The sequence below is a fragment of the Bradyrhizobium sp. SZCCHNR1015 genome, from assembly GCF_032489875.1.
GTDB lineage: Bacteria > Pseudomonadota > Alphaproteobacteria > Rhizobiales > Xanthobacteraceae > Bradyrhizobium.
The window spans coordinates 19,623-35,421 of the sequence record NZ_JAUEYW010000028.1; the positions used below are offsets into that span (position 1 = coordinate 19,623).

Consider the following 15,799-nt stretch of genomic DNA (forward strand, 5'->3'; position numbering starts at 1 on the left):
AGCGCCGCTTACTTCTCGACCTTGTTGTGCACCATCCAGAACCGCAGGGTGCGCTGGGCGGTGTCGAGGGACAGGCGGGAATAGTCGCGTTCCGCGAGCTTCAGCGTGTCGCTGTCGATGGCGTGCTTGATCGGCCGGTGGGTCAGGATCTTCGCCACCACCGACCAGGCCAGCCCGGCGGCACGGCAGGGGATCAGCACGATGTCGGTGCGCGGGCCCTCCAGCACCTTGGCCATCATCTCGGTCGGGACGTTGTTGAGCAGGCCGAGTGCGGCGGACACCTCGCCGAAGCGGCGGGTCTCGGCGAAGAAGGCGATGGCGGCATCGTTGAGCTCGTTCAGCCCCTTCATGCGCTTGACGGCCTCTTCGGCCAGCGTGAAGTCGCGCCCGATCAGGCCGCCGTCGCTGCGCGCAACGTCGGCGATTGCCTTGAGGATTTTCTTGATCTCCTGCTGCAACGCCGGCGGCGCCGAGGCCATCAACTTGGCGCGCACGGCTTCGGTTGCGCGGCGCAGGAGGTCGCGCAGATGCTTGGTGGGCAGGTCGATGCGCAGCCCGATGATCTCGGACAATTCGTCGTCGTCCTCGGCATGCGCCATCATCCCGGAATAGCCGGTCTCGGAGAAGCGCGCGGTCTGGTTGTTGGCAAGCTTGCGGATGACCCGGCGCTCGCCGCGGTCGACGATGATGTCGGTCACCGCCTCGGTCAGATGCGGGCGGCTGGAGATCGCCATCAGGTGATCCTGGCCCTTGGTCGCCGCGACCTCCACCAGCGTATGCTCGGTGAGCCGGCTCGAGTGCATCAGCACGTTCTCGGCCACCGAGATTTCGTCGTCGCGGGCGAGCTGCTGGATCAATTCGACGGGCGCATAGTCGACCGGCGCGAGATGCTTGCTGAGCTCGGCCCGCGCGCGGGTCTCGACCCGCGAGACCAGCATGCACAGCACGTTGTCAAACACCTTGATCTGGTCCTCGCTGAGGCGTTCGCCGTCATGCAGGAACAGGTTGGTGACCTGGCGCAGCGTGTTGACGCGCTTCGCCGAGGAGCCGCTGCGGACGGCCTCTTCGAGTTCGGTGATGATGGAGTTTTCTGAAAGCGGAAGCTGTTCTGGCTGTGACACGATCGCGCTCGTTGGTCCGGATTGCCGGAGCGACAGCAACGCGTGTGGGATCCGCTGCAAGGCTTTCGGCCGGGGCAGTTTTCGGCACGGGCGATAACAATGCGTTAGGGGCGGAGGGCGTAGTACTCCGGGGAAACACGGATACGGAAAATTAAGACGATACGCATAGAGGGAAGACGGGTCGGAGCCCGGCGTTTCGGAGATTCGCCGGACAATCGATGGAATGAGGTGCGATCACTTCCTTGCAGACCCGGCGAAGACAGGCGAGCGAGGCGGAAAGGTTAACGATCTCATAAGGTCACAAACCTTCCTTCATCCAGTTTGGTCGCTGCCCTCGATCTCACGTCAGCTCTCATCCTCCCAAGCATTGAAACTTAAATCCGATTCTTGCCGCGGCCGTTTTGCCGACGCGCCGTGCGTTGCGTGCCGTATTCCGTTGTTCCGGGGCAGGCTCGGCGGGTGATGACCTCACGCGAAAAATCAGCGCCAGCATCTTGCCGCATCCCGTGCGATAATCGCCGCGCAAATCGTTGAGGTCCCCATGAAATCCGTCGTCATCACCGGCGCATCCACCGGCATCGGGTTCGCCTGTTCGAAGCACCTGCTCGCGCGCGGCTTTCGCGTGTTCGGCAGCGTTCGCAAGCAGGCCGATGCAGACCGTCTGCGCAGCGAGCTCGGCGCCAACTTCACGCCGCTGCTGTTCGACGTGACCGACGAGGCGGCGGTGAAGGCGGCCGCGCAGGAGGTGCGGGCGGCTCTCGCCGGCGAGGCGCTCGCCGGCCTGGTCAACAATGCCGGCATCGCCGTCGCGGGGCCGGTGACGGAGCTGCCGATCGCGCAGTTCCGCCATCAGATGGAGGTCAACGTCATCGGCCCGGTGATCGCCACCCAGGCGTTCGCGCCGCTGCTCGGAGCGGATCCCGCCATGAAAGGGGAGCGGGGCCGGATCGTGATGGTCAGCTCGGTGGCCGGGCGCAATGGCAACCCGCTGTTGGCGCCGTATTCGACCTCAAAGCATGCGATCGAAGGGCTGTCCGAGAGCCTGCGCCGTGAGCTGATGCTGTTCGGCATCGACGTCATCGTCATCGCGCCGGGCGCGGTGAAGACGCCGATCTGGGCCAAGGCCGACGAGGTCGACCTGTCGCCGTATCAGGCCTCGCCGTTCTTCCCGGCGTTGCAGAAGATCCGCGCCTTCATGCTGAATCTCGGCAAGTCCGGGCTGCCGGCCGAGACCATCGCCGCGCGGGTGGCCGACGCCTTGACCTTGCCGGCGCCCAAGGTGCGCTACGAGATCGCGCCCGACGCCATGAGGCAATGGATCGTGCGGGTGCTTCCGAAACGGACCGTCGATCGCATCATCGCCAAGCGGCTCGGCCTGATGCCCGCGACCAGGCCCTGATGCCGGCGATAACGACCATCGGCAAGACCCAGGCGGAGCTGACCCGCCTGGTCGAGGAGGACCTTCGCGCGCAGCCGGGCTGCGAGACCGCGCGCGTGCCGGCGGTTCATGCGCTCGACGTGCGCAGCGGCCGCAACTGGGAGATCCCGCACGTCGTTCTCGGCGACAGCCTGATCAGCGACGTCGACCGCGCCGTGATGAGCGTGCAGCGCCGGCTCGGGCGCGCGTTTCACCTGATCGACGATCCGGTCACGGCGTCGGACGCGGCAGCAACGCCGCAGGGCGACTCCTGAGCTTTCTCGCGGGGATGTAAGCCCCGCCGGCTCAGCTCAGCAGGCCCTGCCGCAGCGCCAGCCGCACCAGCTCGATGTCGCTGGCGACGCCGAGCTTGTCCTTGATCAGCGAGTGCAGGTTGGCAACCGTCTTCGGGCTGAGATGCAGCGCGGACGCGATCTCGTCCGTCGTCCGTTCGGCCAGCAGCATCTGCATCACCTCGAACTCGCGCGCGGACAGCACGTCGGCGGCGGCGCGCTCGCCGGAGAGGCGGCTGAGCGCGAGCTCGTGATCGATGTCGGGGCTGATCGCGATGCGGCCTGCCAGCACGTCCATGACGGCGCGCACGAGAGCCTCCGGCGGGCTGCTCTTGGTGACATAGCCGCGGGCGCCGGCGCGGATCGCCTGCACCGCGAAGCCGGCATTCTCATGCATGGTGAACACGAGGATGCGCGCGCCGCGATCCCATTGCCGGATGCGGCGGATGCCCTCGATGCCGCCGACGCCCGGCATCGTCAGGTCCATGATGACGAGATCGGGCTTGACCTCCTTGAACAGCCGGTAGGCTTCGGCGCCATCGGCGGCTTCGGCGACCACGCGCAGCCCCGGCTGCTTCTGCAGCATCGACCTGTAGCCCTCGCGGACCACGGCATGGTCGTCGACCAGCAGGATGGTGCCGGCGGGCGTCGTCATGCCGCGTAGGCCGTTTCCGGCTGCGCAGGCGAGAGGCCGGGCAGGGCCGGGAGCGGAATCTCGACGCGGAGGCGCGCGCCGCCGGACGTGGCCGCAAAGCTCATCTGGCCCCCCATGGAGGCGACGCGCTCGCGCATGCCGAGCAGGCCCATGCCCGGCTTGTCGGGCGCGTCGCCGGCAGGACCATCATCTTCGACGGTGAGCACGGTCGTGCTCTCGGGCGCCGACTGGGCCGGCCCGTCCTGAAGCGTCAACTGCAATCGCACGCGCGTCGCGCCGGCGTGCTTGACGGCGTTGGTGAGCGCCTCCTGCGCGATGCGGTAGACGTTGCTGGCGACGATGCCGGGCAGCCGGTCGACGTCGCCCGACAGGCTGATCTCGAACACGGTGCGGCCGTGCTGCCGCCGGTTCCAGCCGGCCACGAGGCCTTCGAGGCTGCCGGCGAGGCCGAGCTCGTCGACGTCAGGCGGACGCAGCCGCATCAGCGCGCCGCGCAACTGCTCCATCATGTCGCTCGCGGTGCGCGCGATGCCGTCGCATTCGCCGACCAGAGCGGGGCAATCCTGCGCCGCGCTGTGACGGATCGACGCTGCGAGCGCCCGGATCGCCGCCAGCGACTGGCCGAATTCGTCATGCAGCTCGCGGGCGAGGTGGCGGCGTTCGTCGTCTTCCAGGGCAATCAGGCGCCGGGTCAATTCGCCGCGCTGCGCCAGCGCCGTCTCCAGCCCCTCGGCGAGCTGATTGAAGGCATCGCGGATCGCCGAGAGCTCGGCGAGGTCGAACGGTGGCAGCCGCGCCGACAGATCGTTGGCGGCGATCCGCTCCAGCCCGGCGCGGATCAGCCGCGTCGGGCGCAGCGCGCGGGCCAGTGCGGCGTAGGCCAGCACGCACAGCAGCACCAGCGCCGTCCCGAGTACCGGCAGCAGCCGGCCGAGCTCGCGCCAGGCGTCCGCGGTCATGACGCCGGCATCGATCCAGACGACCGCATCGCCGGTCCTCTCGCCGCGAAACCTGACCGGCCGTGCCGCTTCCCGGCCCGGCTCGAACAGCCGCCGATACGGCATCGCGAAGGCGCGGGGCGGATCGTCCGCCTGCGCGTCCGCGCCGCCGCAGATCCGCTGCACGATCACGCCGTCGACGCCGCGATAGGCGATGCACAGCCCCGGTCCCATCGCCGCGGCCGCGACCGCGTCGAGGTCGGGAAAGCCGGCCGGCGGGCTGTTGACCCAATGCATCTTGCTCTGCTGCAGTTGCAGCGTCCGGGCCGTGATCTCGGCGATCCGCGCGTTGCGCGCATGTACCGAGCGGTCGGTGTCGAACAGCACATAGGCGCAGATCGCCGCGAAGCAGAGCGCCGAGACCGCCGCGATGCGCAGCGTCAGGCGGTATTTGAGGTCGTAGCGGCTCCACATCTTCGGCGCGTCCATGGCAGCCCAGCCCGCCGGCATTTAACGGCAGAACCGCCCGGGCCAAAAGCGCCGCGGCCCGGTGGACGGTGCCGTCGTGAAATTTTCCCGTGCCTCGCCGGGATCCTCGCCGCTGCGGCCATGCCGCGCCGGCATCTAGCTTCGGAGCGCCAGACATCGTTGCAGGGGAATCTCATGTCGAACCGCCGCCTCGTCCGTTGCCTCGTTCTCGCGCTTGCTCTCGCGGCCGGCCCGGTCCGCGCCGCCTCTGGTGATGTCCCGGCCGTGTTGGTCGATGATTTCAGCTATCTCGACACGTCCGGCGAGCCGGTCGATCAGACCGCAGCGCATCAGCGGCGGCTGGATGCGTTCATGGCCGCGCTTCGCCGCGACGTCGCCGCGGATGCTCGGCTGCGTCCGGTCAGCCCGTCCTGCGCTCCGTCCTGTCCGACTGATGTGTCGCCGGAGGCACGGTTGCAGATGGCGGCCGCGGCCGGCGCCACCGTCGTGGTCACCGGTGGTGTCCATAAGCTCTCGACCCTGGTGCAGTGGGCGCGGGCTTCGGCCATCGACGTCACGTCCCATCGGGTGCTGTTCGACAAGGTCTTCACCTTCCGCGGCGACAGCGACGAGGCCTGGCAGCGCGCCGAGATGTTCGTCTCGCGCCAGGTCCGTGACGCGCTGGCGCCGCCGGAGCCGATCCGGCTGGCGCTGCTGCCGTTCGAGCTCGACGACACCAGCGCAGGCGCTGCGCTCGGCGCGACGGAGTCCGACCAGAAGGGGCTGCAGGAGGCGACCGACGCGGTGCGGCAGCTGCTGGCGCAGTCCGGGCGTTATCGCCTCGTGGACGCCGCCGGCGAGATCAAGCCGGGGCAGCCGGTGCGTGAGTGCGACGATTGCGAGGCGCGAGTGGCGCGCGCGGTCGGCGCCCAGCAGTCGCTGCTCGGCATCGTCAGGCGGATCGGCCGCACCGAATACATCATCGGTTTTCGCGTCCGCCAGGCCGACAGTGGCGCACTCGTCGTCGCCGGCGACAGCGGGCTGCGCCTCGGCGCCAATTATTCCTGGAGTCGCGGCGCGGTGCGTCTGGTGCGCGAGCGGCTGCTCGAGACCGGCTCGGAGCGCTGATCGCGGCCCGGCCATCGCTCCGGTCCCGGAGCTGTCGCCGGGAGCTGCGCCGGTCCGCCATGCCGGACGATCGGCGCGCGGCTCCGTGCAAATCCGGGCTGTTGTGATTTGTGACGATTTCATTACGGTCGGATGACAGGATCGGCGTCCTTGATCTGTCGGCATGCGCCGGCGAAGGGCGCCCGCTTTCGACTGGCTGATGTCACTGACCCCGAACGACCAACCGATCACCACGCTCACTGCTGTGAGCGCGACGCGCTCCGCGGCCGTCCGGCTGTCGGCCGTCGCCGCGCCGCATGTCGCGGCGCTGGCCCTGATGCTGCACACCGAGACCGATTTCGGCTCGCGGCTCGGCTTCGTGCTGGCCTGGGGCATCCTGAACGGCTTCTGGCTGGTGCTGCTGCGGCGGCCTGCGGTGTCGGCCGCGCTGGCGCTGACCATGGTCGTGGTGCTGGTGCTGCTGTCGCAGCTCAAGCACGCTGTGGTCCAGATGACCGCGAACTTCGTCGACGTGATGCTGATCGACCACGACAGCGCGGCATTCCTGTTCACGATCTTTCCGAATCTCAAGCTGTCGGTGCTGGTGGCCGTCGCGGTCGTGTTGCCGCTGTTGGGGCTGCTGTGGTGGGCCGACCCGTTCCGGATCGCGCGGCTGCCGGCGCTCGCCGGCAAGCTCGCCTGCCTCGCGGCGCTGACGCTGTATTCGCTCAACTGGCGCGACGAGGCCTGGCGCGGCTACTATGACGACGGCTATCTGTCGAAATTCGCGCGCTCCGGCGTCACGGCGGTGTCGGACTTCCTCGCCAACGGCTTCATGGAATCCGACGCCACGGCTGATCGAAGTCTGGCTGCCTTCGTCCCGGATTCCTGTCATCCGGCCGCGCGCCGGCCGAACATCGTGCTGATCCACGACGAATCCAGTTTCGACATCCGCTCGGCTGAGGGCATCAAGGTGCCCGATGGCTATGGCAGCCACTTCAAGTCGTTCGACGGCAAGGCGCGGCAGTTCATGGCCGAGAGCAATGGCGGCCCGAGCTGGTTCACCGAGTACAACGTGCTCGCCGGCCTGTCGTCGCGCTCGTTCGGCCGTTTCGCCTATTTCGTGACGCGGATCGCGTCCGGCCGGGTCGAGCGCGGCCTGCCGCTGGCGCTGCGCAATTGCGGCTACGACACGGTGTCGCTGTATCCCGCGCAGGGCGCCTTCATGAGCGCGCGCAGCTTTCAGACCACTGTCGGTGTCGATCGTTTCCTCGACGCGCGCGATCTCGGCGCCAAGGGCGTCGAGCCCGACGGCTTCTTCTACGACGCCGCGCTCGATGTGATGCAGCACCGGCCGCGCGGCAAGCCGCTGTTCATGTTCGTCTATCTCGCCGCCAACCATTTCCCGTGGGAGACGACGTTCCGGCCTGATTTGACGCCGTCCTGGCGTGCGCCCGGCAATCTGCCTTCGATCGACGAATATCTGCGCCGGCAGATGATGAGCGCGGCGGACTATCAGCGCTTTCTCGCCAGCCTGAAGAAGAGGTTCGGCGACCAGCCGTTCCTGATCGTCCGCTATGGCGACCACCAGCCGGAGTTCTCGCCGCACATTCTCGATCCCAAGCTTGACGAGGCCGGCATCGGCGAGAAGCTCGAAAGCTACGACCCGCGCTATTATCGGACGTATTACGCGATCGACGCCGTCAATTTCGAGCCGCGCCAGAGCGCGGTCGTGATGGACCGGATCGACGCCGCCTATCTGCCGCTGGTCACGCTCGATGCCGCCGGAATTCCGCTCGATCCGTCCTTTGCCGAGCAGAAGGAGATCATGCTCCGCTGCAAGGGCGTGTTCTATGCCTGCGGCGACGGCGCCGAGGCGCGCCGCTTCAACCGCATGCTGATCGACGCCGAGCTGATCCGGGGGCTGTGACCGGCCGACGCCGAGTGGCGGCCGGTCAGGGGCGCAGCAGCCGCTTCTACTCCGCGGCCGCGTCGGTGACGATGCCGCCGATGTTCTGCCAGTGCGCGCCGTCGAACTGGATCATCTGCAACTGCTTGTTCACGCGATAGTCGGTCGGCGAGGTCGTGATGCTGATGCCCGGCAGCAGCATGCCGAGCTCGACATGGTCGAGATGGGTGGCCTGCTTCAGCACGTTCTCCCGCGTCAGCTCGTCGCCGCACTGCTTCAGCACCTGGACCAGGAGCTCGGCGGTGATGTAGCCATAGACGTTGAAGTTCGAGCCCTTGTCGCCGTCGGGATAGTATTTCTCCATGAAGGCGAGATAGCGCTGCACGCCGGGGTCGTTCTTGAAGCCCTCCTCGAGCGGGTCCTTGACGTAGCCGACGCTGATCAGGCCCTTGGCATTCTCGAGCCCGGCGGGCTTCAGGGTGGCGCCCAGCGAATTGGCATTGATGTCGACGATGTGGACCGGCTTCCAGCCGAGCTCGGCGACCTTCTTGATGGCCTGCGCCGCCTGCTTCGGCGTGGAGGCGCTGAACAGCAGATCGGCGCCGGCGTCCTTCAGCTTCAGGATGTGGGAATCGATCGTCGGCTCGGTGATCTCGTAGGACGATTCGGCCACGATCATCTTGGCGGCCTTGTCGCCCAGCCCGGCCTTGAGGCCGGCGAGATAGTCGCGGCCGAGATCGTCGTTCTGGTAGAGCACGCCGATCTTGGCGTCGGGATGGGTCTTGAGAATGTACTGGCCGTAGATGCGTCCTTCGACGACGTAGCTCGGATTGAAGCCCATCGTCCAGGGAAAGTTCTTGGGATCGGTGAAGCGCGAGGCGCCGGTGGCCGCGAACAGTTGCGGCACCTTCTTCGAGTTGAGATATTTCTGCACGGCGACGTTCGGCGCGGTGCCGATGATCTGGAACGTCAGGAGCACCTCGTCGCTCTCGACCAGCTTGCGCACCTGCTCGACCGTCTTCGGCGGCGAGTAGGCGTCGTCATACTGGATCAGGTTGATCTTGCGGCCGTTCACGCCGCCCTGGTCGTTGATCATCTTCATATAGGCGGCCTGCGCCTTGCCGATCGTGGCATAGGCCGAGGCCGGGCCGCTCAGCGGCACGGTCTGGCCGACCTTGATCTCGCTGTCGCTGGCCCCGGTGTCGTACTTCTTCTCGGCCGCCGAAGCCGTCGCGGCGAGCGACAGCAGAGCAAGCGCGGCCAGCGCGGTGGTCCCAATCCTCATCACATCCACTCCCTGATCATTTTTTGTGAAGCTCATTCGGCCTTGATGGCGGCGTCGCGGATGACCGCGCTCCATTTTTTGGTTTCGTCGGCGATGAACTGGCCGAACGCCGTGGGGTCGCGCGGCTGCACGTCGAGCCCTTGTGCGAACAGCTTCTGCTTCACCTCGGGAGCGGCGAGATCGGCGATGATCTCGCGCGACAGCCGGTCGACGATGGCTTGCGGCGTCGCGCCCGGCGCCATGAAGCCGTACCAGCCCGACGCGACCACGTTCGGCAGGCCCTGCTCGCGCAGCGTCGGCGCCTGCGGATAGATCGCGCTCGGCTCGGTGGCGGCAACGCCGAGCACGCGAAACTGGCCGGCCTGGATATAGGGCAGCGCCGTGCTGATCGCGGTCAGCGTCGCGTCGACGCGGCCGGCGAGCAGCTCGGTGTAGGCCATCGAGTCACCGCGGAAGGGAATGTTGAGGCCGGTCACCTTGGCGTCGCGGAAAAGCAGCTCGGCGGCGAGATGCGGCTGCGAGCCGGCGCCCGGCGAGGCGAAGGTCAGGCCTTCGGGCTTGGACTTGCCGTAGGCGATCAGCTCGGCGAGCGTCTTGAACGGCGCGTTGGCGCTGATCATCAGGAAGATCGGCGCGACGACCGTGCCGGCCACTGGGCGCAGGTCTTTCACAGGATCGTAGGTCAGCTTGCCGAACAACGCTTCGGCGGTGACGTAGGGCGCGGCGGCGTAGAGCAGGGTGTAGCCGTCGGGTGCGGCGCGGGCCACGACGTCGTTGGCGATGCGGCTGCCGGCACCGGGCTTGTTCTCGATGATGAATTGCTGGCCGAGGTGATGTTCGAACTCCGTCGCCAGAAGGCGCAGGGAGATGTCGCTGGCGCCGCCGGCGCCGTAGGGACAGATCAGCCGCACCATGCGGGTCGGCCAGTCACCCTCGGCGCGCGCGAGCGGGCCGTGGCCCAGGGCCATCGCGGCCCCGGCGCCGAGCAGGCCACGGCGCGTCATCGTCAACGGTCTCATCGCGCATCTCCCTGTCTGCTGCATCCCTTGTCCGGGCTGCTCCGGCGCGTTCTTCGCTGCGCCTGGTCGTATCTGCTCGCGCCGCGTCAGATCACCTTCCTGCGCGCGAGATCGTCGATCTCCTGGTCTGACAGTCCAAGCCAGCCCTGATAGATCTCCAGGTTGTCCTGGCCAACGTCGCCCGCGGAATGGCGCAGCGTCGCGGGATCGTTGCCAAAGCGCGGCACGACGTTCGACATCGCCACCGAGCCGAAATCGCGATCGGGCACGCGCGTGATCATCTCGCGCGCGATCGCCTGCGGATCGGCCGCGATCTGGTCGATCGCGTAGATCGGCGCGATCGTTCCCTTGGCCGCGGTGAAGCGGGCGACGACCTCATCGAGGTCATGCGCCGCGCACCAGGCGGCGAAGATCGCATTGAGTTCGGCCGAATGCTTCACCCGCGAGGCATTGTTCGCGAAGCGCGGATCGTCGATCAGGTCGGGACGATCGATGGCGCGGCAGTTGGCGGCGTAGAGCGCGTTGGTCGAGCCGGCGAGCGTCACCCAACGATCGTCGCGGGTGCGGTAGACCGCAGCCGGCGCCGAGTAGCCGTTGGCATTGCCGATCCGGCTGCGGCTGAAGCCGAGCTGATCGTGCTCGACCGGCAGCACATCGAGCAGGCGGAACACAGCCTCGGTCAGCGCGAGGTCGATCTCCTCGCCCGGAGCGTCGGGGTCGCGCGCCCGCTTCCACAACGCCGCGAGGACGCCAATGGCACCGAACGCCCCGCCGATGGCGTCGCCGATCGGATAGCCTGGATGGGTCGGCTCTCCATCAGCCTCGCCGGTGATGTAGGTGAGGCCGCCCATTGCCTCGAAGATGCGGGCAAAGCCGGGCCGGTCCTTGTACGGCCCGTCCTGGCCGAACGCGGTGGCGCGCAGGATAACGAGGCGCGGCTGGATCGACCACAGCACCTCCTTCGTCAGTCCCCAGCGATCGAGCGTGCCGGGGCGGAAGTTCTCGATCAGCACGTCGAAGCGCGGCAGCAGCCGCTTGAACAGCGCGAGCCCGTCGGGCGTGCGCAAATCGAGCGTCGCGAAGCTCTTGTTGCGGTTGGCCGTCTTCCACCACAGCGGCTTTCCGTCCTTGAACGGCGGGAAAGTGCGGACACCGTCGCCTTGGCCCGGCATCTCGATCTTCAAGACGTCGGCGCCATAGTCGGCGAGCAGCGTGGCTGCGAACGGCGCCGCGATGATCGTTGCGATGTCGAGAACGCGCAAACCCTGGAGTGGCCCGGCCATGTCGTGATGCACCTGTCTCAGCCGGCTTCGGCCGCAAGCGCCGGCTCCGGCGCGCGCCTGATGATCTCGGGCTCGGCTTCGTTGATGAGCGCCCGGATGCTGGCGGCGAGCGCCGTGATGCGCGGGCCGATCTCGGCCTCGAGCTGGCCCGGCTGCAGCCGGAAGGCGGGAATGCCGCAATTGATCGCGAAGGCGCGGCCGGAGCTGGCCGCGTAATGCAGCGGCGCGGCCACGGCGTGAATCGCCGGCATGTATTCGCCGATGCAGGTGCAGAAACCGCGATCGGCACATTGCGTGATGCCGCCGAAATAGAGTGCGGAAAAATCGCTCCATTGCTCGGCGTCGCCGGCGGCGAGCTGCGCGTCGAAACGCGCGGCCGCGCCGGGCGGAAGGATCGCCGACGCGGCACGCCCCATCGCGGTCGCGACCACCGAGATCGGCATGCCGATGTCCGGAACATGCGGGCCGACATCGCCGGAGCGCGCGGTCTCGACATAGACCACGGCGCTGCCGTCGAGCAGGCCGATCGACACCGTGCCGCGGACGCTCGCGGCGAGATCCTGCATCAGCGGCCGCGCGATCTGCCGGAACGGCATGTCGGCGAGCAGCGGATGCGCCATCCGCAACGCGCGGATGTCGAGGCGATACTTCGCGAGCGCCTGATCGAACGAGAGATAGCCGAGCTCGGTGAGCGTGTGGGTCAGCCGGGCCACGGTCGGCCGCGGAATCCCGGTCCGGACCGAGATGTCCATGTTGCCGAGCACCGCCGATCCGGTCCCGAACGCCTCCAGCACGAACAGGCCCTTGGCCAGGGTCGTGGCAAAGGCGGCATCGCTGGCGCTGTCCGCGAGCATCGTTTCGACGGCGCGGTCGCGGCTGATCGGGAGGGGGCGGGAAATGGACATGGTTGAAGAATGACCGATGACACCGGTGGAGTCCATATGCTTGTTATTTTCGGCTATAATCGTCCACTATGTGGACAAAGCGGCTGCAGTTTCCTTTGCTGCGCCCCGCGCCGGTCCCCTGATCGAGGGTTGTGAACCGGCCGGCGGCCCGCTACCGCTGTTTCGTCAACGTCCGGGAGGAAATCGATGTCGACCTCAGTCAAGCAGATGCTGGAAGCCGCCAACGCCGCGGTGCCGAAGATCACGCCGGCCGAGGCGCAGGCGATGATCGCCAAGGGCAACACGCTCGTCCTCGACGTGCGCGATGCGCCGGAGGTCGAGAAGAGCGGCAAGATCGAAGGCGCGCATCACGTCTCGCGCGGCATGCTCGAATTCCGCGCCGATCCGGACTCGCCCTATCACGACAAGAATTTCAGCAAGGACAAGAGCGTCATTCTGTATTGCGCCTCCGGCGGCCGCTCGGCGCTGGCAGGGAAGACGCTGAAGGACCTCGGCTACGACAAGGTCTTCAATGTCGGCGCGTTCAAGGATTGGGCCGAGAGCGGCGGCGCGGTCGAGAAGCCGATCGAGCCGGGGATGTGAGATCACGTTCGATGCGGCGTTCGCATCGCTGCGATGGCAACGAGCGCGGCAGCGAGACCTGACGCCGCGCCGACGCCGAGCGCCCAGCGCGGGCCCAGGCTGTCGGCCACCCAGCCCACGATCGGTGCGCCGATGGGCGTGCCGCCGAGTGCGACGCCGACGCGCAGCGCCATCACCCGGCCGCGCATGGAGGGCTCGGTCGCAAGCTGCATCAGGCTGTTGGTGGTGTTGGTGAACATGAGCGCCGCGACGCCGATGACGACGAGCGCGGCGCCGAATAGCCAGATGGTCGGGGCGAGCGCGGCCAGCGTACAGCCTAGTCCGAACAGGCCGCTGCCTGCGAGCAGCGCGCCAAATCTCGGCCGGTGCCGGCTGGCGTTGAACAGGGCGCCGGCAACCGTGCCGACGGCCATGACCGAGGACAGCAGGCCGTAGCCGCGTGCATCGCTGTGAAAGACCTTGATCGCCATCGTCGAGACGAAGATCTGGAAGTTGAGCCCGAACGTTCCGATCAGGGCGAGCATGATCAAAGTGGCCCGAAGCTCCGGGTGGGACCATGCATAGTCAAAGCCGGCGGTGACGCTCGCCAGGACGTTCCCCTTGGCGTGCTGCGCCCGCGGGTTCGGACGCAGATCGGCGATGCGGAGCAGGTTCAACGACGCCAGCACGGCCATGAACGACGCGCCGTTGATCAGGAAGGCCCAGCCGGTGCCGAACGCGGCGATCACCATGCCGGCGATTGCCGGGCCGATCATCCGCGCGGCGTTGAACGATGTCGAGTTGAGCGCGATCGCGTTGGGCAAATCGTCGTTCCCGACCAACTCGGCGACGAACGTCTGGCGCACCGGAGCGTCGAAGGCTGCCGCGCAGCCGAACAGGAATGCGAACACGTCGACTTGCCAGAGCTGGACGACGCCGGTCACGGTGAGAAGGCCGAGGATGAGCGCGAACGCTCCCATCGTCGCCTGGGTGGCGATCAGGACCCGTCGCTGATTGAAATGGTCGGCCACGTAGCCGGTCAGAGGTAACAGCAGGAGCTGCGGCCCGTACTGCAGCGCCATCACCGTGCCGACGGCGGACGCGTTATGCGAGGTGAGCTGGATCAGCACCAGCCAAGTCTGGGCGGTGCGTTGCATCCAGGTGCCGATATTGGAGACGAGCGCGCCGGCCGCCCAGACCCGGTAGTTGAACTTGTGCAGCGACCGGAACATGCCCGGCGCCTTGCCCGTCATGATCGCTTCCGCAGATCGCCACCATGGAGCGCGCCGAAGTGTCGCGCGAGCATCAGGCCGATGGCGAGCGAGCCGAGGCCGAGAGCCACGACATCGCTTGTGTTTCTCAGTTCGAAATCGCCGACGCGGCAGACCAGCAGATAGCCGACGGCGACGTTGAACAGGCCCCAGAGCACGTTCACCGTCGACGAGGAGAGGCCGCGTCCCGAAGGTTTCGCGAACGGGCTCTGGAACGGCTGACCCATCAGGCCGGCCACGACATGCGGAACGGCGTTGGCCAGGAAGGCGCCGCCGAAGAAATAGGAAAAGAGATCAAGCCAGGTCATGTCAGGGGGGTCCTCGCGTCGAGCAGTCGGATGATGTCCGCAGACGTGCCGGTTTCGCCCAGTCGCGGAAAGACATGGGTGAGGCTGTACTGGTGCGCCTCGGGGCGCGTGTCGGTCATGGCGTCGACGGCGAGCGTGACGTTGAAGCCCTGCTCATACGCTTGCCGCGCCGTGGACTCGACGCCGGTGCCGGTGGCCACGCCGGCAACGACCACCTGCGTCACGTCGCGCGCCTTCAATCGTGTCTCCAGATCGGTGCTGGCGAAGGCGCCCCAGGTCCGCTTGGTCACCACGATGTCGTGCGGTTGCCGGTTCAACTCGGGGATGAGATCGGCCCAGTCCGCAGGGAACGGCGCGGTGAGACGTGTCGGCCGCTCGGTCCGTCCCGGGGCGGTGCCGGCGACATTGACCAGCACGACCGGAAGCCTGAGCGCGCGGAAACGTTCCGCCAAGGCGGAAGCGCGTGCGATGACCTCGCCGATCGGATGCAGCAAGGATGCGCCGACGATGCCTTTCTGCAGATCGACAACGATGAGCGCGGTATTCAGATCGAGCTGCGTGAGCGCCATTGATGATCTCCTCTTGCACGCGGCGCGCGTTTGCGCGCGGCCGTCACGCGTCAGTCGTCGACCAGGCGCCTGAGCAGCACGATGGCTGAAGCGAGTTGCTGCTGCTCCGCTGGCGAGAGCCGCGCCGCGATGGTGCGCGACAGCCAGTCCTGCCGCGCGGCGCGTCCTTCGTCGATCCGGACGCGGCATGCCTCTGTCAGCGAAAGGATGGTCTGCCGGCCGTCCCCCGGGTCCGGCGATCCGCGCACCAGGCCGGCGCTTTCCAGCGCTGCAATGATTGGCCCCATCGATTGCGGCCGCATCCCCTCGATCCGCGCGAGATGCGAGGCCGTCGTGGGCCCGTCTTTTTCGAGGCGAAGCAGCACCGATACCTGAGACGGCGGCAGATCGCCCGCGTCAGCCTGCTCGCGCAGCCGGCGCTTCAGCTTGCCGGCGACCGCCCGCAGCTCGCCAGCCAGGGCATGGGCAGCGGGCGGGGGGACCTTCCGGGGTGACTGTCGGCTCATGCCGCAAGGCTATGGCAGGTCAGTTATGAAGTCAATCTTATAAGTTTAACTGATGATATGCAGGGTCCCCGGGGCGTTGTGGCTCGAACACGTTCGCTCGCTCTGCAAGAGCCCTTATCGGGCTCGCGCGCGAGAGATGATTGCGATTGAATTGGCCGGACAAGCAGTCGTAACGTCGGGAGCG

Annotated in this window: 16 protein-coding genes; 5 read left to right on the plus strand and 11 right to left on the minus strand. The window is 67.4% G+C overall.

Going from position 1 to position 15,799, the window contains the following annotated elements:
* Window positions 1–8: 8 nt before the first annotated feature.
* Complete coding sequence (locus QX128_RS32385) at window positions 9–1,121, minus strand: DUF2336 domain-containing protein (protein WP_316183560.1); 1,113 nt, start codon at window positions 1,119–1,121, stop codon at window positions 9–11.
* 541 nt (window positions 1,122–1,662) lie between these two features.
* On the opposite strand from QX128_RS32385, the gene QX128_RS32390 reads away from it, so the two are divergent.
* Window positions 1,663–2,520: an SDR family oxidoreductase gene (locus QX128_RS32390; protein WP_316239581.1), complete on the plus strand. Its 858-nt coding sequence runs from the start codon at window positions 1,663–1,665 to the stop codon at window positions 2,518–2,520.
* Window positions 2,520–2,813 (plus strand): hypothetical protein, encoded by a 294-nt coding sequence (locus QX128_RS32395; protein ID WP_316239582.1) that lies wholly within the window; start codon window positions 2,520–2,522, stop codon window positions 2,811–2,813. Before QX128_RS32390 ends, QX128_RS32395 begins: the two co-directional genes overlap by 1 nt.
* Before the next feature lie 31 nt (window positions 2,814–2,844).
* Here QX128_RS32395 and QX128_RS32400 read toward each other — a convergent pair whose 3' ends face one another.
* The gene (locus QX128_RS32400; protein ID WP_316239583.1) at window positions 2,845–3,486 is read right to left on the minus strand and encodes a response regulator transcription factor; all 642 of its coding nucleotides are present in this window, start codon (window positions 3,484–3,486) and stop codon (window positions 2,845–2,847) included.
* Complete coding sequence (locus QX128_RS32405) at window positions 3,483–4,898, minus strand: sensor histidine kinase (RefSeq protein ID WP_316239610.1); 1,416 nt, start codon at window positions 4,896–4,898, stop codon at window positions 3,483–3,485. The genes QX128_RS32400 and QX128_RS32405 overlap by 4 nt, the downstream gene beginning before the upstream one ends.
* Before the next feature lie 189 nt (window positions 4,899–5,087).
* Between QX128_RS32405 and QX128_RS32410 the strand changes: the two genes are divergently transcribed.
* Window positions 5,088–6,020 carry a DUF2380 domain-containing protein gene (locus QX128_RS32410; protein WP_316239584.1) on the plus strand — a complete coding sequence of 311 codons (933 nt, stop codon included), beginning with the start codon at window positions 5,088–5,090 and terminating at the stop codon, window positions 6,018–6,020.
* Window positions 6,021–6,219: 199 nt separating this feature from the next.
* Entirely contained in the window at window positions 6,220–7,929 is a 1,710-nt protein-coding gene (locus tag QX128_RS32415; RefSeq protein ID WP_316239585.1) for a sulfatase-like hydrolase/transferase, read from the plus strand.
* A 46-nt stretch (window positions 7,930–7,975) separates the two neighbouring features.
* On the opposite strand, the gene QX128_RS32420 is transcribed toward QX128_RS32415, so the two are convergent.
* The 4 genes from QX128_RS32420 to QX128_RS32435 all read right to left on the minus strand — a co-directional run bounded on the left by QX128_RS32420 (window position 7,976) and on the right by QX128_RS32435 (window position 12,400).
* Window positions 7,976–9,193 carry an ABC transporter substrate-binding protein gene (locus QX128_RS32420; RefSeq protein WP_316239586.1) on the minus strand — a complete coding sequence of 406 codons (1,218 nt, stop codon included), beginning with the start codon at window positions 9,191–9,193 and terminating at the stop codon, window positions 7,976–7,978.
* A 32-nt stretch (window positions 9,194–9,225) separates the two neighbouring features.
* Window positions 9,226–10,212 carry a tripartite tricarboxylate transporter substrate binding protein gene (locus QX128_RS32425; protein ID WP_316239587.1) on the minus strand — a complete coding sequence of 329 codons (987 nt, stop codon included), beginning with the start codon at window positions 10,210–10,212 and terminating at the stop codon, window positions 9,226–9,228.
* Between the two features lie 86 nt (window positions 10,213–10,298).
* Window positions 10,299–11,495 (minus strand): CoA transferase, encoded by a 1,197-nt coding sequence (locus QX128_RS32430; RefSeq protein WP_316239588.1) that lies wholly within the window; start codon window positions 11,493–11,495, stop codon window positions 10,299–10,301.
* A gap of 17 nt (window positions 11,496–11,512) precedes the next feature.
* A complete protein-coding gene (locus QX128_RS32435) occupies window positions 11,513–12,400 on the minus strand; it encodes an IclR family transcriptional regulator (protein WP_316239589.1) in 888 nt (295 codons plus the stop codon).
* Between the two features lie 186 nt (window positions 12,401–12,586).
* On the opposite strand from QX128_RS32435, the gene QX128_RS32440 reads away from it, so the two are divergent.
* Entirely contained in the window at window positions 12,587–12,982 is a 396-nt protein-coding gene (locus QX128_RS32440; RefSeq protein WP_315805584.1) for a rhodanese-like domain-containing protein, read from the plus strand.
* A gap of 2 nt (window positions 12,983–12,984) precedes the next feature.
* Here QX128_RS32440 and QX128_RS32445 read toward each other — a convergent pair whose 3' ends face one another.
* Genes QX128_RS32445 through QX128_RS32460 form a run of 4 tightly spaced genes read right to left on the minus strand, consistent with a single transcriptional unit; the run spans window position 12,985 to window position 15,615 of the window.
* On the minus strand, window positions 12,985–14,214 hold the full coding sequence (locus tag QX128_RS32445) for an MFS transporter (RefSeq protein ID WP_316239590.1): 1,230 nt from the start codon (window positions 14,212–14,214) through the stop codon (window positions 12,985–12,987).
* Window positions 14,211–14,540, minus strand: coding sequence for a hypothetical protein (locus QX128_RS32450; protein ID WP_315805586.1), 330 nt, complete (start codon window positions 14,538–14,540; stop codon window positions 14,211–14,213). The genes QX128_RS32445 and QX128_RS32450 overlap by 4 nt, the downstream gene beginning before the upstream one ends.
* Window positions 14,537–15,109, minus strand: a complete 573-nt coding sequence (locus QX128_RS32455) for an isochorismatase family protein (RefSeq protein ID WP_316239591.1) — start codon at window positions 15,107–15,109, stop codon at window positions 14,537–14,539. The genes QX128_RS32450 and QX128_RS32455 overlap by 4 nt, the downstream gene beginning before the upstream one ends.
* A 50-nt stretch (window positions 15,110–15,159) precedes the next feature.
* Window positions 15,160–15,615: a MarR family winged helix-turn-helix transcriptional regulator gene (locus QX128_RS32460; RefSeq protein ID WP_316239592.1), complete on the minus strand. Its 456-nt coding sequence runs from the start codon at window positions 15,613–15,615 to the stop codon at window positions 15,160–15,162.
* Window positions 15,616–15,799: the final 184 nt, after the last annotated feature.